The following is a 24,441-nucleotide window of genomic DNA, read 5'->3' on the forward strand; positions in this document are numbered from 1 at the left end:
TCATACCGCGCCAGCCGTTCAGACAAGGTGCCGGCATGAGTTCGCGCCAGCTGCTGCGCCTCGTCCTGCTCGTGCAGGTGCTGGTCGCCTGCGCCATCGGCGCGGCCGCCGCCCGGGCCGGCGCCGGGCCGTGGCAAGCCGTTGCCATCGGCCTAGGGAGCGTGATCCTCGTGCGCCTGGCGATCAACGCGAACAATTTTGTGATGAGCCGGCGCGCTGCCAGCCCGACGCCGCCCGAACACCGGATCGGGGTGGCCCCCGCGTTGCGGATGTTCGGCGAAGAGTTTGGCGCCAGCATGCTGGCCAGTTCCTGGCACATGCCGCGCGCGCGGCCCCGCACGCGCATCCATCCTGGCAGCAGCACGCCGCCCGTCCTGCTGCTGCACGGTTATGGTTGCAACAGCGGCTATTGGATGCACCTGGCGGCGCGGCTGGACGCGGCGGGCATCAGCCATGCCACACTCGACCTGGAGCCGCTCACCGGCGACATCGACGGCTTTGCCGATCCGATCGAAGAGGGCGCAACCAGGTTGCGGCGCGCGGCCGGTGCGCAGCAGGTCATCATCGTCGGCCACAGCATGGGTGGCCTGGCCGCGCGCGCCTGGCTGCGCCGGCATGGCAGTGCGCAGGCGGCGCGCGTCATCACCCTCGGCACGCCGCATCACGGCACATGCCTTGCTGCGTTCGGGATCGGCATCAACGCGGCGCAGATGCGGCGGGCGGGCACCGACGGCCCCGCCTGCGCGTGGCTGAGCGAGCTTGCCGCGCACGAAGATGCTGCCACGCGCGGGCGCATCACGTCGATCTACACGCATCACGACAATATCGTGGCGCCCCAGACGTCGGGGTACCTGACTGGCGCGCGCAACATCGACATCGGCGGTGTCGGTCACGTGGCGCTGGGCCGCAACCGGCGCGTGCTGGCGCTTGTCATGGACGAGATCGGACGCGTGCCAACGGCCTGTCCGCTGCCACCTGTTTTACACGGCGCTGCGTGAATCCACCCCGCGCCCGCGCGTGGTACAGTGATATCAATAACGCATCCTTTGGAGCACCCAGTGGCGCGCATCCTGATCATCGAAGACAACCCGGCGAACATCGAACTGATGTCGTTCCTGCTCAGCGCCTATGGCCACGCGCCATTGAGCGCGGCCGATGGCCCCCGCGGCGTGGCCGCTGCGCGCAGCGAGCGCCCCGACCTGATCGCCTGCGACGTGAATCTGCCCGGGATGGACGGGTTTGCCGTGCTCGCCGAGCTCAAAGGCGACCCGGCGCTGGCCGGCGTGCCGATCCTGGCCGTGACCGCGCTGGCAATGACGGGCGACCGTGAAAAAGTGCTGGCCGCCGGCTTCGATGGTTATATCAGCAAGCCGATCGAACCCGAAAGCTTCGTCGCGGAGCTCGAAGCTTTTCTGACCCCCACGCCGGCGTCTGCGCCGGTGCCGGCAATCGCCACGCCGCCGGCCCCGGCTCAAATCCAGTCAACGCCGGCAACCGCGTCAACCGAGGCCGCCACCACACCGGCCGCCGATGCACGCACGCTGCTGCTGGTCGACGACGACCGCTTCATGCTCGGGGTGCTCAACGACATGCTGATCGGCCAGCCGTACCGGGTGCTCAGCGCCTGCTCGGGCGAAGAAGCGCTCCAGGTGCTGTCGCATGAGCCGGTCGAAGTGATCCTGTGCGACCAGGCCATGCCCGGCATGCGCGGTACCGAAGTGCTGGCCGAGGCGGCAGTGCGCTATCCGAAGACGGTACGCCTGATGCTGTCGGGTCAGCCCGACCTGACCGACATCGAAGCCGCCATCAAGAGCGGCGTGGCCGACGGCCATTACATCAAGCCGCTTGGCGCACGGGCGCTGCGCGAGCAGCTCGACGAAGCGTTCCGCTTGCAGAGTTCGCGCCGAACTGGGTAAGCAGTTCCGGCCCGGTCAACCGGCAGATTGCTCGATAGAACGACCGTTCGATGATATCCTTGCGGGAACAAACACGAACAGCGGCCTACATGCAACAAAAAGCACCGCGCCGGACCCGTGAACGCATCCTGGAGCTCTCGCTCAGGCTGTTCAACGAGTTCGGCGAGCCCAACATCACGACCACCGTCATTGCCGAGGAGATGAATATCTCGCCCGGCAATCTGTACTACCATTTCCGTAACAAGGACGACATCGTCAATTCGATCTTCGTCCAGTTCGAGGCGGAGATCGAGCGCATCCTGACGGTGCCGGCCGGGCGCCGCTCGAACATGGAAGACGTGTGGCTGTACCTGCACCACATGTTCAAGCTGATCTGGCGCTACCGCTTCTTCTACCGCGACCTGAACGATTTGCTGTCGCGCAACCGCAAGCTCGAACTGCACTTCAAGGCGATCCACGCGCACAAGATCAAGGTCGCGCGCCAGCTGTGCGAAGACTTGCGCAGCGAAGGCTCGCTCGACGCGTCCGACCAGCAGATCGGCGCCATGGCAACCAATATGGTGGTCGTGGCAACCTACTGGCTGTCGTTCGAATACGTGCGTAACCCGCGCAAGTACAGCGAGCAGCAGGCGATTGCCGATGCGCTCGCGCGCGGCTGCTACCAGGTGCTGTCGATGGTCGGGCCCTACCTGAATGGCGAAACGCGCGTCCTGTTCGAGAAGCTGTCTGACGACTATCTGAAAAAACTGTCGGCCGACGCCAGACCCGGCGCCGACTTCCTTTGAAAATGCACACGATGAAAACCCTTGCTGTCTACTGCGGCGCCGCACGTGGCGTCAACCCTGCCCACGCCGATGCCGCGCGCCTGCTGGCGCGCGCCATGGTCGACCACAATATCAGCCTTGTCTATGGCGGCGGCAAGGTCGGCCTGATGGGCGTGATCGCCGATGAAGTGCTGCGCCTGGGCGGCGAAGCCACCGGCGTCATCCCCCGCGCCCTGGTCGAACGCGAAGTGGGCCACGCTGGCCTCACGCGCCTGTTCGTCGTCAAGGACATGCACGAGCGCAAAGCGATGATGGCCGACCTGTCCGAAGGTTTTATCGCCATGCCGGGCGGGATGGGCACGCTCGAAGAGCTGTTCGAGATGGTGACCTGGGCCCAGCTGGGCATCCACGCCAAGCCGATCGGCCTGTTGAACGTGAACGGTTTCTACGACGGCCTGCGTACCTTCGTGGGCCACCAGGTAGCCGAAGGGTTCGTGCGGCCCGAGCACGAAGACCTGATGATCGCCGACAGCGATCCCGACGTGCTGATCCAGCGCTTGCGCGCGGTGGTGCCCGTCGTGCTGGAGTCGAGCCTGCCAGCGGCGGCGGCCGACGAATTAAAAGGCTAGCGCTGAAAAACTAGGCGACTTCGATCCGGTCGCGTCCCGCCGCCTTGGCCCGGTACAGCGCCTTGTCGGCGCGGCTGATCGCTTCCATGAATGGTTCGCCATCGCGCCGTTCGGCCAGGCCGGCCGAAAAGCTGATCCGCCGCGCCAGCGTCACGCCGTCGATTTGCAGCGCATGCACGCGCGTGACGATGCGTTCCAGTACCTGGCGCGCTGCCTGCGGCGTGGCGTCCGGCAGCAGCAGCAGAAATTCTTCGCCGCCCCAGCGTGCCAGCGTGTCGCGCTCGCGCAGCGCGCCATGCGCTGCGCCGGCAAAGCCGCGCAGCACGGCGTCGCCCACGGCGTGCCCATACTGGTCGTTTACTTCCTTGAACAGGTCGAGGTCGAGCAGCGCCACGCAGCTGGCAAAGGACGCCGAGCGGCGTTCTTCGGCGCCCAGCAACTCGTTCATGTGGCGGCGGTTGGCCAGCGACGTCAATTCGTCGACGGTGGCAAGCGTACGGATGGTGTCGAGGGCGGCCAGCAGCTCCTGCCTGCTGGCCTTCATGCGCCGGCGCAGCTTGGTCATTTCGCTGGCCAGCAGCGTGGTCGCCAGCAATGCCGCGGCCAGGTAGCCGAAGCTCATCGCTTCGACGGCGGGCGGGTGGCCCAGGGGATCGATTGCCTGCAAATACCACATGATGCCGGCCATGCCGGCCAGCGCGGCACCGGCCAGCAGCAGTGCGCGCCGCGGGTGCATGGCGAACGTGCAGAAGGCGATGGCCACCACCAGCATGCTCAGGAGTGAGGCGCGCAGCGGGCCAGCGATCGCATAGCCCGCAATGACGCAGCCGATCGCGAACAGAGATTGCAGCGCGGCCAGCATGTCGGGCGCGATCTTCAGTCGCGTGCTGAAATGGATCAGGGCGTAGAACGCGAGCGTGCCGCATGCGGCGATGATGCTCAGCACCAGCGCGGGGCCGCGCGGTGTGTAGCCGGCCCCGACCTGCGCCGCCAGCAGGCCCATGGTCGCCACATACAGCATGGCAGTGGCGATCCAGTAGTTGCGCATGCGGCGCAGCATGAGCGCCGGATAAGCCGGCGCAGCGGTGCTATCGGTGCTATCGGTACTACTTGGCGCAGGGGTCATGCGCGTCTCCTGCGCTGCCTGCGAGCAGGCGTGCGATGTCGCTTGCCGGGAGCGGCCGGCTGAACAGGTAACCCTGCATTTCGTCGCAGTCGTTGGCGCGCAGGAAGTCGCGCTGCTGCTCGGTCTCGACGCCTTCGGCAATCACGCGCAGATCGAGCTTGTGGCCAAGCGAAATGACGGCCATCGCGATCGCCTGGTCGTCGGGCGAGTCGGCCAGGTCGGCGACGAATGATTTGTCGATCTTGAGGCGGCTGATCGGGAACGACTTGAGCGCCGACAGGCTCGAGTAGCCGGTGCCGAAATCGTCGATCGACAGTGCAACGCCCATTGCTTCGAGCTCGCGCATCTTGTCGACCGAGCGGCCCAGGTCGCGCATGATCAGGCTTTCGGTGACCTCGACTTCGAGGCCGTCGGCCGGCAGGCCGCTGGCGCGCAGCGCCTCGGCAACGCGTTCGACGAGGCGCTTGTCTTCGAACTGGCGCGCCGAGACATTCACCGACACGCTGACCGGGGGCAGGCCAGCCGTGCGCCAGGCCTGGGCCTGGGCGCAGGCGGTACGCAGCACCCAGTCGCCGATCTGCACGATCAGGCCACTCTCTTCGGCCAGGCCGATGAAACGCAGCGGCGAGACCAGGCCCTGCTCGGGGTGGTGCCAGCGGATCAGCGCCTCGACGCCGAACAGGCAATTCGTGCGCAGGTCGACCTTGGGCTGGTACAACAGCTGGAACTGGCACGGGCCCGGATAGTCTTCGGCGCAGGTGTCGATCGCCGCGCGCAGGCCTTCGAGCAGCACGAGCTTTTCGTCGACGCTCTCGTTCATTTCGCTGACGTAGTACTGGACGTTGTTGCTGCCCAGTTCCTTGGCGCGGTACATGGCCACGTCGGCGTGCATCATGAGGGCGTTGGCGCTGGCGCCGTCGCGCGGGTAGAACGTCACGCCGACGCTGCAGCTGACCTGCACTTCCTGGCCCTCGACCAGCACCGGCTCGGTGACGGCTTCACGCACCCGCTCGAGCAGCGGCGCGATCGCCATCGGGTCGCCCGCGAGGTCCGGCAGCAGGATCACGAATTCGTCGCCGCCAAAGCGCGCCAGCGTATCGTCGCTCCGCAGGCAGCGATGCATGCGCGCGCCGACCACCTTGAGCAGTTCGTCGCCGGCGTTGTGGCCCAGCGTGTCGTTGACCAGCTTGAAGCCATCGAGGTCGATGAAGGCCAGGCCGACCGCGCGGCCCGCTTCGGCGGCAGTGACGATCGCCTGGCCCAGGCGCTCGCGCAGCAGGCTGCGGTTGGGCAGGCCGGTCAGGTCGTCGTGGTGCGCCAGATGGCGGATGCGCTGCTCGCCCATCTTGCGCTCGGTGATGTCGCGCACGATCACGACGACGCCATCCTCTACCGCCACCGCCTGGCGGTGCAGCCAGACACCAGGCTGGGGCAGGGTCTGCGCCTGCCACTCCGTTTCGCGCGCAATGCCGTCGCGCGCCACCGCCGACAGGTCGTCGAAGACGGATTGACTGATCGACGGTGGCAGCAGGCCCGAGATCGGCTTGGCTGCCATCTGCTGCTTGGTCAGGCTGGTGAAGCGCTCGGCGCGGCTGTTGGTGGTGGCAACCACGAAATCACGCACGTCGCCGCGCGGACCGAATACGGTGCGCAGCACGAAGAAGGCGTCGGGACTGGCTTCGGATGCGGCGGCGTAGGTTTCCTGCGCCAGCCGTTCGCGCCGGCGCGCCTTGGCCAGCTGCCATGACCACGCGCTGACCAGGATCACGACGGCAATCAAGAGCGCACTGGCCGCGCCTGCGCCAAGCAGCCAGGCGCGCCGGCCCTGATAGAAATCGGCCATCTGTTCGGCTTCGGACAGGCCGGCCACCGCGACTAGCGGGAAGCTGTTCATCGGACGGCTGGCGACGGTGCGGGCCTCGGACTCGAGCACGGGTGCGCCGTGCGCGCTCGTGCCGGCCGCCACGCCGCCGTTTGCGCCCGACACGAAGCGCTGGCCCCACGACACCGTTTCGCCCACGCGCAACGCGCGCAGCACGCCGTCGGTGCCCGCCATGCCGAGCAGGCCACGATCGCCCTGGCGCGAGCGCTCATAGCCGCTGGTGAAATAGGCCGGGTCGAGCGCGACGACGGCCACGCCGGAGAAGCGCCCGGCCGCATCGTTGATGCGGCGCGAAAAGTGGACGGTCGGTTCCCTTGAGGCTTCGCTCAGGCTGGTCAGGCTGACGAACGGCACGTCGTCGCGGGTCTGGCGATGAAATTCGAACCACGCGGTGCGTGCCAGGTCATGCTTCTTCGACGCGGGATTGCTGGCGACGATGTGTCCGCTGGCGTCGCTGATCTCGACCTGGAACACGAGGCCGGGCGGCAGCAGGCCCTTGGCTTCGAGCGCGGGCAGGGCGCCGGTCGGGCCATTCTGTTCGACCGCGTACTTCAGCACGCGCAGGGTCTGGTCGATCGCGCTCAGGCTGCGCGCCAGTTGCGCTTCATAGGTGTCGAGCAGTTCCTGAGTTGCATCGCGCGTGGCCGCGACGGCGGCGCGGCGCTCCGATTCGATGACGTGCAGGGTCCCGAACCACATTGCGCCCAGCAGCGCCAGCGCGAACAGGGGCAGCGAGATGTGTGTTTCGAGCGCCAGACCAAGCCAGCGTGCGAGCAGGCCGCGCGTGCGCCGCGCGCCTGCCGCCGGCTCGCCGTCGCTTGTGAGCGACGCCCCGCTGGAACGCGCGATCATGTTCATGGCGTGCTCACTGCAGCACCAGCACCGGGCGTACGGACGGGTCGAGCGCAGCGCGCTCGATATAGCCGATCATCGACGGGTTGTCAGCCACCATGCGGCGCACGGCGGCGTCGCTTGCGGCTTCGCGCGGCGGCTGGCCGCGGCCGGTGAACACCATCTTGGACCAGTGGGCCTTGAGCAGCGCCGGGGTCTTGCCGGTGAGCTGGCGATAGAACAGGTCGCGCTGCGCCGCGCCCAGCCCCTGGTCGATGGCGACGGCGGCTGCGCCATCCGGGAAGCGGCCCGTCTGGCCGAGGAAGATGGCGCTGACCTGTTCGGCGTTGAGCACCGGGTTCGGGTTGCGGCTCGAGACGATGACGACCAGTTCGGCCGACGCGCTCGTGGCGACGAAGCACAGCGTGCACAGGGCCAGCATGTGGCGGGAATAAGTACCGAGGCGTGTTTTCATCGGCGTCAAAAGACAAAGTCCAGCGCAATGCTGGTCACGTTAGTCGTGCGATCCGAACGAAACGCAGGCGTGGAATTGATCAGGGTGCCGCGCGAGCCGCCGCGCGGCCGCACGCTCTCGAACTGCAGCTTGAGGGCGATGTCGGCGGCGACGTCCCAGCGCACGCCGGTGCTCCAGGTGGTCTGGATCGGAATCGTCGCCAGCAGCGTGTTCAGCGCGCCGTTGATCTGGGCGGCGCCGGCGGCGACCGGCGGGGGCAGGCCTTCCAGTGACAGGCCGGGGTCGGACGTCGCCACGTCGGCGCGGATCTGCGCGTAGCCGACGTAGGGCGTGAATGCGCCCTGGCGCCAGCCGGCGCCGACATAGACTGACGTGCCGCCACCGAGCAGCGAGTCGGTGCGGGTGCGTCCCGTTTCGGCGGTGACGAACCAGGCCCCAGGGTCGTAGCTCGCGCCGGCGCTGATCATCGAGACGCGCTTGTCGACGATGGCGTAGCGCTCGGCCAGCATCTGGCCGCGGGGGCCGAACATGCGCAAGCCAGCGAACAGGTCGGCGGCGATGTCGGTGTTCAGGCGGGCGCGCGCCGCCGACAGGCGCACGGTCAGGGGGCCATAGTCGATGCTGTGCGACAGGCCCAGGATGTTTTCGGCGTCGATTTGCAGACCGAAGCCCAGGTCCTGGTCGGTGCTGCCAGAAAACACCTGCGTTGCGTGACGCACGGCGCCCGCATTCCAGCGCCAGGTCGCGTCGACCCCGTCGCTGCTTGAAATCGGCAATGCGCCATAGACTTCGACCGGCGTGCGCACCCACGGAATGGTGTAGCCAACCTTGCGCGATTCAGCGCCGAGAAAGACGGGCAGTGCGATACGGCCGACGCGCACGGCGAGGTCGGGCGTCATCTGGTACTTGATATTGGCCCATTCGATGCGCGGATGGTAGCTGCCATTCAGGCGCTGCTCGCTGATTACCTGCAGCACGCCCGACCAGGCGCCCTGGCTGACGTCGAGCTGGGCGCCGAGGCGGCTATCGACATCCGGGCTCCACGAACCGGACACACCGGCGCCGCTGGCGCGCAGGATCGACGAGCTGAAATCGGCCTCGCGGCTGTTCGAATGGACGACGCCGAGCGTGCCGAAGCCGGACAGCTTCCACATGGGAGCTGCGGCCGTGTCAGGCGCCGGGTCGGCGGCCTGTGCGTCTTCTTGTGCCTGCGCCTGTGCCTGGAGCGGCGTACAGACGAGCACGCAAGTGGCAAATACGGCAGGCAATAGCGTACCGGGAAAATAGAGCGAAAGCATGTGGTGTGATGTTGGCGCCATGGGCCTGTACGGTGTCGGGTAACACCCGACTGGAATCCGAGGACTCTAGCGAAGCGTACGCGCAAAGTCGAGCGGCGCTCAACAGGACAGACGAATAGCAAAGATTTTGTTGCGCATGTGCAACGACAGTTGCGAATGGTAACATCAACGCGGAACTGGTGCTGGTTCGGCACTCCACAAGCGTGCGCCCGCCAGATCGAGCCAGGTCAGGTACAACCGGACGTCGAATTCCAGCTGGTGATAGGCAGGTTCCATCCAGCAGCACAGCTTGTAAAACGCCTTGTCGTGTTCTTTTTCTTTCAGGTGCGCCAGTTCGTGCACGGCGATCATGCGCAAAAATGGCAGCGGCGCATCGCGAAACAGGCTGGCGATGCGAATCTCATACTTGGCCTTGAGGCGCCCGCCCTGGACGCGCGAGATGGCCGTGTGAAGGCCCAGTGCATGCTGGACCACCTGGATCTTGCTGTCGAAGGCGACCTTCGAGACCGGCGCAGCCTGGCGCAGGTACTCGTCCTTCAGGTCCTGGACGTAGTCGTACAGGGCGCGGTCGGTGCGGATGCCGTGTGGTGCCGGATAGCGCTGGCGCAGCGTGTCGCCAAGACGGTCTTGCGCGATGAGGCCGCTGACCTGCGTGCGCAGTTGCTCGGGATAGGCGGTCAGGTATTTCAGGGTATGCATAAGCCGGGCAATGTACCACAGGGGGTGGCGCCGTGCCTGGCGGGTAACCAGAGCTGGCACAAGTGGCCCAGGTTGCGAATATGGGCGACGCCAGACAAAAGCGTCGTTCCCGCACCGGCGGGGAACGACGCTGCCAGGGCTAGGTGTCCTTGCTGCTCTGGCGATTGCCTTTGTCGGCCATGGCCGCTGCCGCCGCGCGCTGCGCCGATTGCCGGCTTTCGCCACCCTTGCGGCCGATGTCGGCCATGTGCGCGCGGTTGCGGCTGACGGCCTCGCCGCCTTTCTGGCCGGCGCGGCGCGCTTCTTCGGAATCGAATTCGTGCGCCGTCCCTTTTTGATGCGCTGCCTGGCCGCCCTTGCTGGCGATTTCACGCTGCTGGTTCTGGTCCATCGCCGCGAAACCGCGCTTGGCCGGTTGCCCGTTTTTCTGGGCACTGCCGGTGGCCCTCTCTTTGCTGCCGTTCTCTTTGCTCGTCGCCATGTCGATCTCCTTGTGCCCGTGGGGCTGTCAGTGGAAGAGGTCGTGCCCGATGCCACGAGCGCACACAGGATGCGCTCTCGTGTTTAGAGAAACGTGGTGAGCGTTAGTTCCGCCGATTTCACACCAGGGACAGGCAGAGACAGGGATGGTGCGACTAGGCGTCGGCCACCTTCAATACCAGCTTGCCCAGATTGCGCCCTTCAAACAGCATCAGGAGCGCCTGCGGGAATTGCTCGAAGCCGTCGACCACGTGCTCGTGACTGGTGATCTCGCCGGCCGCCAGCCACGCCCCCAGTTCGGCCACCGCCTCGTGGTAGCGCGGGGCGTAGTCGAACACCACCATGCCTTCCATCCGCGCGCGGTTCACCAGCAACGCCAGGTAGTTCGCCGGTCCCTTGACGGGCACCGTGGCGTTGTACTGCGAGATCGCCCCGCAGATCACGATCCGCGCCTTCATGTTGATGCGCGTGAGGACGGCGTCGAGGATATCGCCGCCGACATTGTCGAAATAGACGTCCACGCCCTGCGGGCAATGCTGCTTGAGCGCCGCGTGCAGGCCGCCCGCCTTGTAGTCGATGCAGGCATCAAAACCCAGTTGCTCGACGACGAAGCGGCATTTCTCGGCGCCGCCCGCAATGCCGACCACGCGGCACCCCATGCGCTTGGCGACCTGGCCCACGGTCATGCCGACGGCGCCGGCCGCGCCAGAAACCACGACCGTGTCGCCCGCCTTGGCCTGGCCCACGTCGCGCAGGCCGAAGTACGCCGTCATGCCCGGCATGCCGAGCAGGTTCAGCCATGCGGTAAGGTTGCCGATGCGCGGATCGATTTTGACGAATCCGGCGTTCTTGTCATCGGCGGGGCCGGACCAGTAGCGCTGTACGCCGGTGCCGCCGGCGACATGGTCGCCCACGGCGAAGCGGGGCGAGCGTGACGCCACCACGACGCCCAGTCCGCCGGCGCGCATGACTTCGCCGATGGCAACCGGCCGGATATACGATTTGCCTTCGTTCATCCAGCCACGCATGGCCGGGTCGAGCGACAGGTACAGCACCTTGACCACGATCTCGCCCTCAGCGGGCGCCGGCACCGCCTGTTCGTGCAGTTGCCAGTCGTGGGCCTGCGGCAGCCCGACCGGGCGGGCAGCGAGCAGGAATTGCTGATTGGGTGGAAAGGTGTCGGTCATGCGGGTCTCCTTGGCTAGGTTGGATGATCTCTGGCAGGAAGTCTATACCGCGCCGTCGCCCGGCGCGCGCTGCGCATGCGACAATAGCGGGTTCCTCTACCGATCAATCCGTTCAAAGCACCGCACCAATGGCTATCAAAGCGACCATCTACAAGGCTGACCTGTCGATTGCCGACATGGACCGCAACTATTACCAGGAACACAGCCTGACGATCGCCCGGCATCCGTCCGAGACCGACGAACGCGTGATGATCCGCGTGCTGGCCTACGCGCTGCACGCCGATCCGGGGCTGGCGTTCACGAAAGACCTGTTCGACGTCGACGAGCCGGCCCTGTGGCTCAAGGACCTTACCGGCGCCATCGACCTGTGGATCGAAGTGGGCCAGCCCGACGAAAAGCGCCTGCTGAAAGCAGCCGGCCGCGCCGAGAAAGTGATCGTCTACAGCTACAGTGCGACGAGCAGCATCTGGTTCAAGGGCATCGCCAACAAGATCGAGCGCGCAAAAAACGTCAGCGTGATCAACATCCCGGCCGAGATCAGCGCCCAGCTCGAGAAAATGGCGTCACGCTCGATGGCGCTGCAGTGCACGATCCAGGATGGCCAGGTGTGGCTGACCGACGGCACCGACACCGTGCTGGTCGAGCGTGAAGCCTTGCGCGGCACAGTGTAAGATTGTATTTTTCACTGACTTCAACTAGCCAAGGATTGCCATGACCCGTCACCTGATCGCCGCGCTTGCCGCGGGCCTGTTTTCCGTCTCCGCGCTGGCCCAGGTCACCGTGACCGAACCCTGGGTACGCGCCACCGTGCCGGCCCAGAAAAGCACGGGCGCCTTCATGCAGCTGCAATCGGCCACGCCTGCGCGCCTGCTCGAAGTGCGCACGCCGGTGGCCGGCCGCGCCGAGATCCACGAGATGGCAATGGAAGGCCAGGTGATGCGCATGCGTCAGGTGAAGAGCATCGATCTGCCGGCCGGCAAGCCGGTCGTGCTGGCCTCGGGTGGCTACCACGTGATGCTGCTGGACCTGAAGCGCCAGCTGAAAGAGGGCGAGAACGTCGATCTGACCCTGGTGGTGCAGGACGCCGCCGCCAAGCGCCAGGAAGTGAAAGTAACGCTGCCGGTCATGCCGCTGACGCACAGCGGCAAGCCGGCAGCGCAGGATGCGCACGGTGCGCACGCGGGCCACGCCGGCCACTGAGCCGCTGAGCCGCTGAGTCGATGAGCGCAGCGGCGCCTGCACCATCAGCGCGGCGCGTTGCCGATGCGCCGTACTTCTCCCGAGCCCGCCACGCTGCGGCTCACCTTCGGATCGCCGTAATAGCCGACATCGCCCGACCCGGCGATGCTCGCGCGCAGGTCATTCTTTGCCCACACCGTTGCGTCGCCCGATCCGGCGATGCTCACGCGCGCCGAATCGGCGGCGATCTTGCCCAGGTCGACATCGCCTGAACCGCCGATCGATACCGACAGTTCGCGTACCGCGCCGCCATCGGCGCGCAGGTCGCCGCTGCCGGCCACGCTGGCGGAGACCGTGTCTGCCTCGAGACGCGCGATCTGGATCTTGCCCGAGCCGCCGACGTCCAGGTCCAGGCGCTTGCCGCGCAGGACATCCGCATCGATGGTGCCCGAGCCGCCCAGCGACAGGCGCTCGATCTGGCGCGCCGTCACGACGATCTTGAGGTTGCGGGTGCGCAGGTTCAGGTTGCGCTTGGCGGGACGGATGCGCAGCACGCCGTCTTCGACGCGCGTCTCGATCAGCGCCTGCAGATTGTCATCGGTCTCGACCGTGACGCTGTCGACGTTGCCAACGTTGCCAGTACGCAGTTCCAGCCGGCCCGGCAGACCCAGCGCGATGCCATTGAACGACTCGACCTTGCGCGCCTGGCGCGTGACGTTGCCATTGCCTTCGACCTGTTCGCTGCCGAATGGCCAGGCCATGGCCGCAGGGGGCGCCATGCTGCAGGCGAGGACAGCGGCGAGCATCAGGGTACGCAGGGCAGGGATGGAACAGGCGTGACGCGACATGGTGGGGCTCCTTGAAAGGCGGTGGGAATGGTGTACATCCTGGCAGGACGGCCCCGTGCTGCCGAGCCGTTTGCGACAGACTGCGCGCGGCGTGGTGTGAAATGCAACTGTGCGGATTAAGCCGCGCGCTCCGACGATCCAACACGCCCACGCAAGATGCACTAAGATAGTGCGCTTTTTGCTACGGAGTAGTGCGATGAACGTGATTTTATTGGCGATGGCCTTCTGTGTGGGCATGGCCATGTCGGTGCAGGCAGCGATCAACAGCCAGCTGGCCCATTCGATCGGGGCCAATTCGATGATGGCAGCGCTGGTGTCGTTCAGCTGTGGCACAGCGGTGCTGCTGGCGGTGGCACTGGCCAAGAGCGGCGTCGGCGGCCTGGGTGCGACGCTGGTGGCCTTGCCGTCGCAGCCCGCCTGGAAATTCCTGGGTGGCTTTCTCGGCGCGGCGTTCGTGTTCGGGACCGTGTTCCTGGCGCCGCGCATTGGGCTGCTCAGCCTGATCGTGCTGGTGATCGCCGGTCAGCTGCTCAGCTCGATGGCGATCGACCATTTCGGTCTGATCAATATGGCGACACGCAAGGTGTCCGGCGTGCGCATTGCTGGTGCGCTAGTGGTGGTGGTCGGCGTGACAATCACGGTGTTCGGCGAGCGTATTGTTGCTAGTATGTCACGCTGAAGATTTTTTTCTTTTCTGCAATATTCAGGTTCTATAATGGTCGACACTTGATCTTTTACCAGCATCGGCCAGATGGAACATCACCAGTCCTCGCAGATTCCCACCCTGTCGTATATCGAGAACGAAGACCACCCGGTATTCGAAACGCTGGTCCAGCAGATCCTGCATCTGCTGAACTCGAAGCTGGTGTTTTCCGACATCATCATCCACCAGAACAGCCCCTTGATGCTGCGCCAGCCGAAGGGCCTGGTGGCGGTGACCGATTCGCCGATCACGAAGGAAGAGCTGGAAGAATTCTTCGACGTGATCGAGCCGAACTGGCCGCAGCGCATCGCCTCGCGCGCGTTCGACCGTTCCATTGACCTGCACACGGCGCGCATCCGCGCCAACTGCTTCCGCTTCCAGGGCGGCAAGCGGATCGGCTGCGTGATCCGCCGCTTCCCGAAAGAGCCGATCCCGCTGGCCGACCTGGGCCTGTGGGACGACGAGCGCGAATTCGCGAGCCTGACCAGCGGCCTGGTCCTGATCATTGGCGATACGTGCCAGGGCAAGTCGACGACGATCGCATCGATCCTCGACGAGATCAACCGCCACCGCTCGGGCCATATCATCACCATTGAAGACCCGGTCGAAACGCTGATCCCGCAACGCCGCTGCATCATCACGCAGCGCGAAGTGGGCGAGGACGGCGATGTCGACAGCTACTATCTGGGCGCCCTCGATGCGCTGCGCGAGCGGCCGGACGTGATCGTCATCGGCGAGATCCGCGACGCCCAGACGGCGCAGGAGGCGCTGGCGCTGGCCGAATCCGGCCCGCTGGTGCTGGCGTCGCTGCATGCGCGCTCGACCGAGCTGGGCCTGCAAAAGATGCTGCGCCTGCTGGGCAACACGGACGCGCAGGCGCAAGCGCTGGCCCACGCGCTGCGCGGTGTGCTGTGCCAGGCGCTGCTCCCATCGGTGGAGGGCAACCGCTATCACCTCGCCACCGAATGCCTGACCCCGAGTCCGGCCGTCGTGCGCATGCTCGAAGCAGGGGACCTGGGCAGTATCCGCGCGCACATGAATCGCGGCATCGATGCTGGTTGCCACACGATGAATGCGTCGCTCGAAGGCTTGCTGACGTCGCACAAGGTGCGTCTGGAAGATGCGCGCAACGCCACCACCGATCGGGTGGCGTTTGCCGACATGGTGTAAGTCCCTGGCGGGTCAGTCGAGCGACACCGCCCGATAGCGATTGACCTCGGTCGCCGTCACCGGCGCGCCAGCATTGCCCCAGCTGACCCGGATCCAGGTCAGCACCGCCGCCACCTGCGCATCATCGAGTTCATGCCCGAACGGCGGCATCCCGTACGGCCGTGGATTGCCGCGCGTGCCGGGCGGGAAGCCGCCGTTGACCGTCATCCGGATGGCGTTCACGGCCGGCGTCATCAATACGGCGCGGTTGCCGGCCAGTGGCGGGTAGGCCGGCATGCGTCCCTTGCCGTCGTCGCCATGACACGCCGCGCACTGCGCCGCATAGATCCGGCCACCTTCGGCCAGCACCTGTTCAGCGGCAGGCAGCAATGCCGGCGCGGGCTGCGCACTCACGGGCGTGGCGGCGAGCGACTTCAGGTAGCCCGCCATCGCGCCCAGATCTTCAGGTGTCAGGTACTGCAGGCTGCGCGCCACCACTTCGGCCATCGGCCCGGTCGCCGCGCCGCGCGGCGAGATGCCGGTCCCCAGCAACGCCACGACATCCACGTCACGCCAGTCACCCAGGCCCGCCTCGTGGTTGGCGGTCAGCGACGGCGCGTACCAGCCGAGGGTCGGGATCATGCCGCCAGCCAGCGCGCCATCTGCCGCGCCCAGGCTGTTGCGGGTGCTGTGGCAGGCGCTACAATGACCCAGGCCTTCGACCAGGTACGCGCCCCGGTTCCAGCTGGCGCTGCGCGCCGGTTGCGCGGCATATTCGGCAGGCCGGAAGTACAGCAGGCGCCAGCCAGCCAGCAACGCCTGCTGGTCGTACGGGAAGCGGACATCATGCGGCCGGTTTGCCTGGCGCTGCGGCGGCAGGCTGCGAAAGTACGCAAACAGGGCATCCGCATCCGCGCGCGTGACCTTCGTGTAGTTCGTGTACGGGAAGGCCGGATACAGCAGGCGGCCGCTTGGTGCGATGCCATTGTGCAGCGCGTTCCAGAAGTCGTCGGCGCTCCAGGCGCCGATGCCGGTGTCGCGGTCGGGTGTGAGGTTCGGGCCATAAAAGCGTCCGAATGGCGTATCGAGCGCCCGCCCGCCCGCATACGCTACGCCACCACGTGCCGTGTGGCAGGCGATGCAGTCGCCGGCGCGCGCCAGATACGCGCCGCGCGCGATGTTGGCGGGCGTGGATGCCCAGGCGGCGGGCGAGCTGGCCGGCACGAAGTCGGCGCGTGGCCATGCCAGTGCGAGCGCGATGCCGACGGCGGCGACCACCGCCAGCAGGACGATGCGGACGGTCTTCGTCATGGCGCGCTGCCACAGAGGAGCGGCAGCGGCCGGGCGACGGCATCGGCCGGCCGTGGGTCGGCCGGCATTGGCTGCGCCGCCAGCCAGCCCGAGACGGCGGCGACATCGTCGGGCGACAGGCGCGCCGCCACCTGGCCCATGCAATCGGGCGCATGGGCGCGCCGCACGCCGTTGCGCCAGGCGCCGAACTGCGCGTTGATGTAATCGCGTGGCAGGCCAAGCAGGCCCGGGGTCGCGGGCTGCACGCCGGTCAGGCGCACGCCGTGGCAGGCGATGCAGGCCGGGATGCCGCGGGTCTGGTCACCATCGTGCACGAGCTGATAGCCCCGTTCACGCTGCGCGGGAGGCAGGTTCATCGGCGTGGGCGGCAGCACGGTCGGTGCCTGCGCCGCAAAATGCGCGGCAATCTCGCGCAGGTAGGCGTCGGGCAGGTACTCGGTGAGGTAGGTCATCACGGGATAGTGGCGCCGGCCGTCCTGGAAATTGCGCAGCTGGTGGTACAGGTAGCCGGCCGGCTTGCCGCCGATGCGCGGATAGAAGCTGTCGTTGACGGGGTTGCCGCGCGCATCGACGCGCGCGTGGCAGGTGGCGCAGGCGAGCAGGCGCTGGGTGAGGGTGTCGGGAACGGGTTGTGGCGCGGCGTCGGCGACGAATGTCAGCGTGCAGAAAAGCGCAGCAGCGGGCCAACGGAAGCAGCGAGACATCATGGATTCACCGGCAGCATGGACGCTGACGATGATAGCGCGAATCCTGAACGCCGCGCGGGATTCAGACTGCCGGCGTTTCCGTTTTCCAGCGCCGGTAGATCCGCAGCGCCGCATGCGCATCGTCGGCCGCGTATTGCAGCTGCTTGTCGGACAGGTGCGGCAGCGACCAGTTGGTGGTCGTGATGCGCTTGGATTTTTGCAGGCGCTGACCGAAGAATCGCTCCACGGCGCTCCTGGCGCCCAGCGGATTCTTCTCACCGCGCCGGCGCAGCGCCGTCGACAGATCGAGCACGTTGCGCAGTTCGATGCCGAACTTGGACTTCAGCCGCTTGACGTCGTCACCCAGGCCAAAACCCACCTTGAGGATGCTGCCGGAGGCCAGCACGGGCTCCAGCACGGTGAAGGCGAGGGCGTTGCCAGCGGGCGTGGCGGTCTGGAACAGAAAGGCAAACTCGTCGGTGGCCAATTGCACCAGGTGCGGCCCGGTCGAGACTTCGCCCTTGGCGAACGTTGGCTTGGATTCGGTGTCGAAGCCGATGACGTCGGCCGCAAGCAGCGCCGCGAGCGCCTGCTGCGCGTCGGCGTCGGACCGTACCAGCCGCACATGGGCCGGGTCGATGCCAATGTAGGCAGGCAGCTCAGGTTGCAGGTCGGCTCGCGAGCCGGCTTGCATGCCATCTGCTGCCGCATCCTTCAAGGCGTCGCCCGAATTCAAGTCTTCGAGAACTTGGACGCCAGCGCCTGCAGCTTTTCCTGGCGCTTGCGGTTGTTTTCTTCTTCGAGGGCGGCGTCGCGCTCGGCCTTCTTGCGGTCGGCTTCTTTCTTGAAGCGCTGCTGCAACTGCTCTTTTGCGTGCAGGCGGTGCGCTTCAGGCACTTCGGCGCCGGCGGTGCCGTCGAGGTCAAAGCGGACCTTGGCTTTTTCCATCGCGCGCAGGTAGCGCATCGAGCCGGTGTGGATGCCGAGGGCGGCGCGCATCGTTTTCTTGTCCAGGCCCGGCATGCGTGCCTGCAACTGCTTGTCGATACCGATCGACAGTGGCAGGCAGTCACGGAAGGCGGGATACTCCTGCTGGAGTTGCTTGAGCAGCGAGCGCGCCGACTGGCCTGATGCCGGGGCCGTGGCCGGGGCCGCAGCCGGGGCTGCTGGCGCTGCCGGCTCGGCTGGCGACTGCGTTGGCTGCTGCGCATCCGGGGTGGCTGGCGCGGCGGTGGTGTCGACGGACTCTGCAGGGGTATTGGTATTCATTGACTTCATGGTAAGAACAGGATTGCGAAGGATAGCACGGCGCTAAAAGCCGCATTGTACTAGTTCCACTAATAAATGTTGAGAAAGACGCACTGCGATGAAGCATTAAAACGCGAAATCGTGTATGATCCGCCTCTTGCCTTGAGTCCGGCTTGCGCCGGCGCAGACCAGCAAGAAGGTCATCATGCCGGGGCGATGCACCCGGTGACGCGTGCAGATCCTTCACCGGATCAAGCGATGATTACCAAAACTTGCATTGGGGCGTAATGGCCCCATCTCCTATTCTTCTAGAAAAATAGATGCAAGCCCGTGTTAGCGGGCTTTTTTTCGTTCCGACATGCACAGCACGATTTTGAACAGCGACCAACGCCACCTGCCCGCAGCCCCGATATTACGCCGGCGCGCGCACCGAAGGGCAGGTCGAGCTTGAAGTCTGGCATGTCCGCCCTAAGGTAGGGCCACTTCCGTTCCCCATTCCCAGGTCCCGTACGCGGGGCCCGCTGGATTATTGACTTCGCAGGCGCGCTACTCGCCTCGACTGGAGAGTTTTAAGCTATGAAAAACACCGCCAAGACATTGACACTGACAGCGAAAAAAGCCCCTGCCAAAGCATCGGCTCCGCTGGCAGTGCCTAAAACCGCCACTTCCTACTTCCTCGAAACGGAAGCGGCGGCCAAGGTCACGGTGGTCAAGACCCGTTCGCGCCTGGCGACGCTCAAAGCCCAGGCCGACGCGATCCTGGCCGCCGGTGGCCCCGCAGCCGAGCCGGTTGCCACCCCAGCCGTCGCTGAAGCCGCACCCGCAGCAGTCGAGCCAGTGGCCGCCGCACCAGTGGAAGCTGCCGCGCCGGTCGAGGTCAGCGAGCCTGCGCCTGCCGCGACTGCCGCCGACACCGCGCTTGACGCGCACGATCCCGCTGACGACTACATGCCAACGCAGGCCAAGCCAGCCGCGCCACCGGTCATCGTGCGCAAGCGCGGCCGTCTCGCGGCATTGAAAAACGCCGAGCCGGAAAGCGACGTTGCTGCCGAAGCTGAACCAGCCGAAGCCGTGGCCGCCGCCGTTGCCGAGCCTGCCCCGGTGGCCGAAGAAGCGCCGAAAGTCGTGCGCACCCGCACCGCGCGTCGTGTCGACGCCAGCCCAGCCTCGGTGCCAGTCGCCCAGACCAATGCCGTCGGCACCGTCAGCAAGACCACCGACGCTGCCGCGCTGGCGGCGATTGACACGTCGGGCTACCTGCTGCCGCAGGTGAAAGTGCCTGGCCGCCGTGGCCGCAAGCCAAGCGAATTCGTGCCGGAGAACGACGAAGTCGCGGCGCTGAACGCCGTCGAGCGCGCCGAAATGAAGGCCGCATCGAAAGTGCGTGAGCGCAAGGCCAAGGGCATCGCGCTGCTGAAGGAAGAAGGCTTCTCGGAAACCGAACTCGAGCGCCGTCGCCAGCAGCTGAAGAACCTGATCAACATGGGCAAGGAGCGGGGCTTCCTGACCCACGCCGAGATCAACGACCATTTGCCGGAAAACATCATCGATCCGGAAGCGATCGAAGGCATCATCGCGACCTTCAACGACATGGGCATCGCCGTCTACGAGCGCGCGCCGGAAGCTGAAATGATGCTGTTGTCGGACCAGGCCGTGACGCCGACGAGTGAAGACGAAGTGGAAGCGGCCGCCGCAACCGCGCTGTCGACCGCCGATTCGGACTTCGGCCGTACGACCGACCCGGTGCGCATGTACATGCGTGAAATGGGCGCCGTGTCGCTGCTGACGCGCGAAGGCGAAATCGAAATCGCCAAGCGCATCGAGCAGGGCCTGAAGGACATGGTCCAGGCGATCTCGGCCTGCCCGACCACGATCTCGGAAATCATCGCGCTGTCGCACAAGATCGCCAACGATGAACTGAAGATCGACGACGTGGTCGATGGCTTCGTCGACATGAACGACACGCCGGCGCCTGCTGCCTCGGTCGCCCACGCCGCTGCGATCAGCGAAGAGGACGACGAAGAAGAAGAGGAAGAAGTCGAAGAAGAAGAGGGCGACGTCAACAGCGGCGCCGCTGCCGGCTACTCGCCAGAGCAGCTCGCGCAACTGAAGAAAAGCGCGCTCGAGAAATTCGCGCTGATCGAGCAGCAGTTCGACCTGATGGGCCACGCATTCAAGAACAAGGGCTACGGTTCGCCGGCGTACGAAGACGCGCAAGCCGTCATCTCGTACGAGCTGCTGGGCATCCGCTTTACCGCCAAGGTCGTCGAGAAGCTGTGCGACACGCTGCGTGGCCAGATGGACGAAGTGCGTTCGATCGAGCGCGCCGTGCTGGACATCTGCGTGAACCGCTGCGGCATGCCGCGCGCCCACTTCATCAAGGTCTTCCCGGGCAATGAAACCGATCTGCAATGGGGCGACCGCGAAGTCGACTGCGCGTATCCGTACAGCGCAGTGCTGAGCCGTAACCTGCCGGCGATCAAGGAACTGCAACAGCGCATGATCGACCTGCAGGCGCGCGTGGCGCTGCCACTGGCCGACCTGCGCAAGATCAACAAGCAGATGGCAGCGGGCGAAAAGCGTGCACGCCAGGCCAAGCGCGAAATGACCGTGGCCAACCTGCGCCTGGTGATCTCGATTGCCAAGAAATACATCAACCGCGGCCTGCAGTTCCTGGATCTGATCCAGGAAGGCAATATCGGCCTGCTGAAAGCGGTCGACAAGTTCGAATACCGTCGCGGCTACAAGTTCTCGACGTATGCGACGTGGTGGATCCGCCAGGCAATCACGCGTTCGATCGCCGACATGGCCCGCACGATCCGCGTCCCGGTGCACATGATCGAGACGATCAACAAGATGAACCGCATCTCGCGCCAGATCATGCAGGAAACGGGCAGCGAGCCGGATCTGCCGACGCTGGCCCTGAAGATGGAAATGCCAGAGAACAAGGTTCGCGAGATCATGAAGATCGCGAAAGAGCCGATTTCGATGGAAACGCCGATGGGCGAGGACGGCGATTCGCAGCTGGGCGACTTCATCGAAGACAACGCCACGCTGGCCCCGCTGGACGCCGCACTGCACGCTTCGATGCGCAACGTGATCAAGGAAGTGCTCGATTCGCTGACGCCGCGCGAAGCGAAGGTGCTGCGCATGCGTTACGGCGTGGAGATGTCGAACGACCACACGCTGGAAGAAGTGGGCAAGCAGTTCGACGTGACCCGCGAGCGGATTCGCCAGATCGAAGCCAAGGCGATGAGCAAGCTGCGCCAGCCATCGCGCTCGGACAAGCTCAAGACTTTCTTGCACAATCAGTAATTCGTCACACGGCGTCGGTCGTCTCGACGTGAAAAAGCCGCCCGGTTCGCACCGGGCGGCTTTTTTTGCGCTGGCCTGTCAGCGGCAGTCGAGGCCATGCGCGCGCCACCTTCCAGAATAAATCATCGACCTGCCCCGGACACGATTCTTTGTCACTCTCTCAAGTAAACCGTGGTTGTCAATACACACGTTTTATTGAACAGCAGAAATAAATTCGGACATATGTTCTGCGCCTCCCGATTTTTGCAATACTTGACCTGCATTCCAGGCCTTGATTTCCTTCCTTGAAAGACCGCAATATGCCTTCCATCCAATACCCACGCCTTGCCAAAACCTGTCTCGCCAGCATTGCGCTGCTGGCGCCACTGTCCGCCGTCGCTGGCGACGATGACGGCATCGTCACCGACCGTCCCGATTTCGTCGAGTCCAGCAATGTGGTCGGCCGCGGCAGGTTCCAGATCGAGACCAGCGTGCTGGCCGAGCGGGACAAGACCGATGGCGTGCGCGCGCGGACCTACAGCATGCCCACGCTGCTGCGCTATGGCGTGGGCGACGTGCTCGAACTGCGGCTCGAGACCGACGGCCGTACGGTCCAGCATGCCGGCGGCGAGGGCACATCAGCCGGCTACGCTGACACCGCGCTCGGCGTGAAGTGGCATGTGCAGGACGAGGCGCCGGGCCGTCCGTCAGTCGGTGTGCTGGTGCATGCCGACCTGGACAGCGGTTCGCGGGCCTGGCGCGGCCAGGGTGCGCGCCCGTCGCTGCGCGTGGCAGCTGAATGGGAATTGCCGGGCGACCTGTCGCTGGGCGTGATGCCCGGCATCGGACGCGAGCGCACCGATGACGGCAAGCGCTACGGCTATGGCATCCTCGGGGTGGTGCTTGGCAAGGAGTTGACGCCGACCTGGCGCGCATTCGTCGAAGTGGCAGCGCCGCAGATTGCCCGCAGCGCCAACGGCGGCACCGTGGCCACCTTCGACACGGGCATGGCGTGGCTGCTGTCGGACCGCTGCCAGCTCGACACCATGCTCGCGCTGGGCCTGAACCGGCGCACCCCCGATGCCGCGCTCACGGTCGGGCTATCGTTCAAACTGTAGGGAGATATCACCATGAATCTGACCATCCGGCACCGGCTGTTTCTATCGAACCTGGCAGCGGTCTTTCTGGCTGCCGTGGTGGCCAGCATCGGCTACGGCGCGATGTTGTCGCTGGAAACGGCGATGAACGAGATCACCGTCAACGGCAACGCGCTGAAGCAACAACTCCAGGCCGACATGGCACACGACGCGCTTCGCGCCGACGTACTGGCCGCGCTGATCGCCGGGCCGGATGACGCAGGCAAGCAGGCCGAGGTCCGGCGCGATCATGCGCAGCACGCTGCGACACTGGCCGGGTTGATTGACACGCTGGCCAAGGAGGATGCCGACGCAGCCCTGCAAAGCGCCATTCCCGCCGTGCGCGCCGACGTCGACGCTTACCTCAAGAGTGTGGCGCGGATGATCGACCTGGCGTTCACCGACCCGGTTGCGGCGCGCCAGGCGCAGGCGGACTTCATGGGGCATTTCCGCAAGCTCGAAACGAGCATGGGCGAGCTGAGCGACACCATCGGGGCCAGCGCCGAGGCCACGCGCGTTGGCGGCCACGCACTGGTCGTGCGCTCCGAACGCCTGCTCCTGCTCGCCTCCCTGATCTCCGTGATGCTGATGGTTGTGGTGGGCCAGTTGTCTGCGCGCGCCATCCGGCGCCCGCTCGAGGAAGCGGTGGCGTTCGCCGGCCGCATCGCCGACGGCGACCTGGGCGCTACGCTCGACTGCAACGCCGACGACCGGACAGAAACCGGGCGCCTGAAGGTGGCGCTGCAGCGCATGCGCGCCAATCTGCACGGGGTGGTCAGCCAGGTGCGCGGCAGTACCGACGCCATCGAAACGGCGTCCGGTGAAATCGCCAGCGGCAACCTGGACCTGTCACGCCGCACCGAACAGCAGGCCGGCGCACTCGAAGAAACGGCGGCGTCGATCGAAGAACTGGCGGCGACGGTCAAGCAGAATGCCGACAACGCCTTACAGGCCAACACGCTGACGGCATCGGCGTCCCAGGTGGCCGTCAAGGGCGGCGAAGCGGTGGCGCGCGTGGTCGACACGATGGGCGCGATCCATACGTCGTCGCGCCGCATCGTCGACATCACCGGCACGATCGAATCGATCGCGTTCCAAACCAATATCCTTGCGCTCAATGCGGCGGTGGAGGCGGCACGCGCCGGCGAGCAGGGACGCGGTTTTGCCGTGGTTGCGTCCGAGGTACGCAACCTGGCCCAGCGCGCCAATGCGGCGGCTGGCGAAATCAAGGTGCTCATCGACGAGTCGGTACGGCACGCCGACAACGGGATCTCCCTCGTTGCGGCGGCCGGCGGCACGATGGACGAGATCGTGGCCAGCGTGCGGCGCGTCACCGAGATCGTGGCCGAGATTGCCACTGCCAGTCATCAGCAGGAGATGGGCATCGCCCAGGTCAACAGTGCGATCGGGGAAATCGACGCTGTCACGCAGCAGAATGCCGCGCTCGTCGAGCAGGCCGCCGCGGCGGCGGCCTCGATGCAGGAGCAGACGGTCAACCTCAGTGTGCTGGTCGGGAATTTCAAGCTGGGGCAGGCGGCGCCGGTACAGCTGGCGCCGGTGGAACGGCGCCGGCAGACCGGCGTGTTGCAACTCGCGTGAA

The 24,441-nt window shown here is 65.9% G+C and carries 23 protein-coding genes; 11 read left to right on the forward strand and 12 right to left on the reverse strand.

Annotated elements, in window-relative coordinates:
- Positions 1-35 precede the first annotated feature (35 nt).
- From IFU00_17075 to IFU00_17090, 4 genes are all read left to right on the forward strand, one after another.
- A complete protein-coding gene (locus IFU00_17075; GenBank protein MBD8543998.1) occupies positions 36-998 on the forward strand; it encodes an alpha/beta fold hydrolase in 963 nt (320 codons plus the stop codon).
- Between the two features lie 60 nt (positions 999-1,058).
- Positions 1,059-1,916 carry a response regulator gene (locus tag IFU00_17080; protein ID MBD8543999.1) on the forward strand — a complete coding sequence of 286 codons (858 nt, stop codon included), beginning with the start codon at positions 1,059-1,061 and terminating at the stop codon, positions 1,914-1,916.
- 89 nt (positions 1,917-2,005) lie between these two features.
- Positions 2,006-2,701 (forward strand): TetR/AcrR family transcriptional regulator, encoded by a 696-nt coding sequence (locus IFU00_17085; protein ID MBD8544000.1) that lies wholly within the window; start codon positions 2,006-2,008, stop codon positions 2,699-2,701.
- 11 nt (positions 2,702-2,712) lie between these two features.
- Positions 2,713-3,309 carry a TIGR00730 family Rossman fold protein gene (locus IFU00_17090; GenBank protein ID MBD8544001.1) on the forward strand — a complete coding sequence of 199 codons (597 nt, stop codon included), beginning with the start codon at positions 2,713-2,715 and terminating at the stop codon, positions 3,307-3,309.
- Between the two features lie 10 nt (positions 3,310-3,319).
- On the opposite strand, the gene IFU00_17095 is transcribed toward IFU00_17090, so the two are convergent.
- The 7 genes from IFU00_17095 to IFU00_17125 all read right to left on the reverse strand — a co-directional run bounded on the left by IFU00_17095 (position 3,320) and on the right by IFU00_17125 (position 11,287).
- The gene (locus IFU00_17095; protein MBD8544002.1) at positions 3,320-4,369 is read right to left on the reverse strand and encodes a GGDEF domain-containing protein; all 1,050 of its coding nucleotides are present in this window, start codon (positions 4,367-4,369) and stop codon (positions 3,320-3,322) included.
- Positions 4,370-4,415: 46 nt separating this feature from the next.
- Positions 4,416-7,175 carry an EAL domain-containing protein gene (locus IFU00_17100; protein ID MBD8544003.1) on the reverse strand — a complete coding sequence of 920 codons (2,760 nt, stop codon included), beginning with the start codon at positions 7,173-7,175 and terminating at the stop codon, positions 4,416-4,418.
- A 7-nt stretch (positions 7,176-7,182) separates the two neighbouring features.
- The gene (locus tag IFU00_17105; GenBank protein MBD8544004.1) at positions 7,183-7,623 is read right to left on the reverse strand and encodes a phosphate ABC transporter substrate-binding protein; all 441 of its coding nucleotides are present in this window, start codon (positions 7,621-7,623) and stop codon (positions 7,183-7,185) included.
- Positions 7,624-7,628: 5 nt separating this feature from the next.
- Complete coding sequence (locus tag IFU00_17110; protein ID MBD8544005.1) at positions 7,629-8,921, reverse strand: hypothetical protein; 1,293 nt, start codon at positions 8,919-8,921, stop codon at positions 7,629-7,631.
- Between the two features lie 165 nt (positions 8,922-9,086).
- Positions 9,087-9,620, reverse strand: coding sequence for a M48 family metallopeptidase (locus tag IFU00_17115; protein ID MBD8544006.1), 534 nt, complete (start codon positions 9,618-9,620; stop codon positions 9,087-9,089).
- Between the two features lie 139 nt (positions 9,621-9,759).
- The gene (locus IFU00_17120; protein ID MBD8544007.1) at positions 9,760-10,101 is read right to left on the reverse strand and encodes a hypothetical protein; all 342 of its coding nucleotides are present in this window, start codon (positions 10,099-10,101) and stop codon (positions 9,760-9,762) included.
- A 154-nt stretch (positions 10,102-10,255) separates the two neighbouring features.
- The gene (locus IFU00_17125; GenBank protein MBD8544008.1) at positions 10,256-11,287 is read right to left on the reverse strand and encodes an NADP-dependent oxidoreductase; all 1,032 of its coding nucleotides are present in this window, start codon (positions 11,285-11,287) and stop codon (positions 10,256-10,258) included.
- A 128-nt stretch (positions 11,288-11,415) separates the two neighbouring features.
- Here IFU00_17125 and IFU00_17130 point away from each other — a divergent pair, with 128 nt between their 5' ends.
- A complete protein-coding gene (locus IFU00_17130; protein ID MBD8544009.1) occupies positions 11,416-11,958 on the forward strand; it encodes a YaeQ family protein in 543 nt (180 codons plus the stop codon).
- Positions 11,959-11,998: 40 nt separating this feature from the next.
- Positions 11,999-12,487, forward strand: coding sequence for a copper chaperone PCu(A)C (locus IFU00_17135; protein MBD8544010.1), 489 nt, complete (start codon positions 11,999-12,001; stop codon positions 12,485-12,487).
- Positions 12,488-12,531: 44 nt separating this feature from the next.
- On the opposite strand, the gene IFU00_17140 is transcribed toward IFU00_17135, so the two are convergent.
- Positions 12,532-13,272, reverse strand: a complete 741-nt coding sequence (locus IFU00_17140; GenBank protein ID MBD8544011.1) for a DUF2807 domain-containing protein — start codon at positions 13,270-13,272, stop codon at positions 12,532-12,534.
- A 238-nt stretch (positions 13,273-13,510) separates the two neighbouring features.
- On the opposite strand from IFU00_17140, the gene IFU00_17145 reads away from it, so the two are divergent.
- Complete coding sequence (locus IFU00_17145; GenBank protein MBD8544012.1) at positions 13,511-13,993, forward strand: DMT family transporter; 483 nt, start codon at positions 13,511-13,513, stop codon at positions 13,991-13,993.
- 72 nt (positions 13,994-14,065) lie between these two features.
- On the forward strand, positions 14,066-15,187 hold the full coding sequence (gene tadA, locus IFU00_17150; protein MBD8544013.1) for a Flp pilus assembly complex ATPase component TadA: 1,122 nt from the start codon (positions 14,066-14,068) through the stop codon (positions 15,185-15,187).
- A 12-nt stretch (positions 15,188-15,199) separates the two neighbouring features.
- Here tadA and IFU00_17155 read toward each other — a convergent pair whose 3' ends face one another.
- The 4 genes from IFU00_17155 to IFU00_17170 all read right to left on the reverse strand — a co-directional run bounded on the left by IFU00_17155 (position 15,200) and on the right by IFU00_17170 (position 18,432).
- Positions 15,200-16,477 (reverse strand): cytochrome c, encoded by a 1,278-nt coding sequence (locus IFU00_17155; protein ID MBD8544014.1) that lies wholly within the window; start codon positions 16,475-16,477, stop codon positions 15,200-15,202.
- Entirely contained in the window at positions 16,474-17,184 is a 711-nt protein-coding gene (locus IFU00_17160) for a c-type cytochrome (protein MBD8544015.1), read from the reverse strand. The genes IFU00_17155 and IFU00_17160 overlap by 4 nt, the downstream gene beginning before the upstream one ends.
- Before the next feature lie 61 nt (positions 17,185-17,245).
- A complete protein-coding gene (locus tag IFU00_17165; GenBank protein MBD8544016.1) occupies positions 17,246-17,857 on the reverse strand; it encodes a 3'-5' exonuclease domain-containing protein 2 in 612 nt (203 codons plus the stop codon).
- A 38-nt stretch (positions 17,858-17,895) separates the two neighbouring features.
- Positions 17,896-18,432: a ProQ/FinO family protein gene (locus IFU00_17170; protein ID MBD8544017.1), complete on the reverse strand. Its 537-nt coding sequence runs from the start codon at positions 18,430-18,432 to the stop codon at positions 17,896-17,898.
- Between the two features lie 555 nt (positions 18,433-18,987).
- Here IFU00_17170 and rpoD point away from each other — a divergent pair.
- From rpoD to IFU00_17185, 3 genes are all read left to right on the forward strand, one after another.
- Positions 18,988-21,726 (forward strand): RNA polymerase sigma factor RpoD, encoded by a 2,739-nt coding sequence (gene rpoD, locus IFU00_17175; GenBank protein ID MBD8544018.1) that lies wholly within the window; start codon positions 18,988-18,990, stop codon positions 21,724-21,726.
- Positions 21,727-22,025: 299 nt separating this feature from the next.
- The gene (locus IFU00_17180) at positions 22,026-22,823 is read left to right on the forward strand and encodes a transporter (protein ID MBD8544019.1); all 798 of its coding nucleotides are present in this window, start codon (positions 22,026-22,028) and stop codon (positions 22,821-22,823) included.
- A 12-nt stretch (positions 22,824-22,835) separates the two neighbouring features.
- The gene (locus IFU00_17185; GenBank protein ID MBD8544020.1) at positions 22,836-24,440 is read left to right on the forward strand and encodes a methyl-accepting chemotaxis protein; all 1,605 of its coding nucleotides are present in this window, start codon (positions 22,836-22,838) and stop codon (positions 24,438-24,440) included.
- Position 24,441: the final 1 nt, after the last annotated feature.

This window comes from Oxalobacteraceae sp. CFBP 8761, assembly GCA_014841595.1.
GTDB lineage: Bacteria > Pseudomonadota > Gammaproteobacteria > Burkholderiales > Burkholderiaceae_D > Telluria.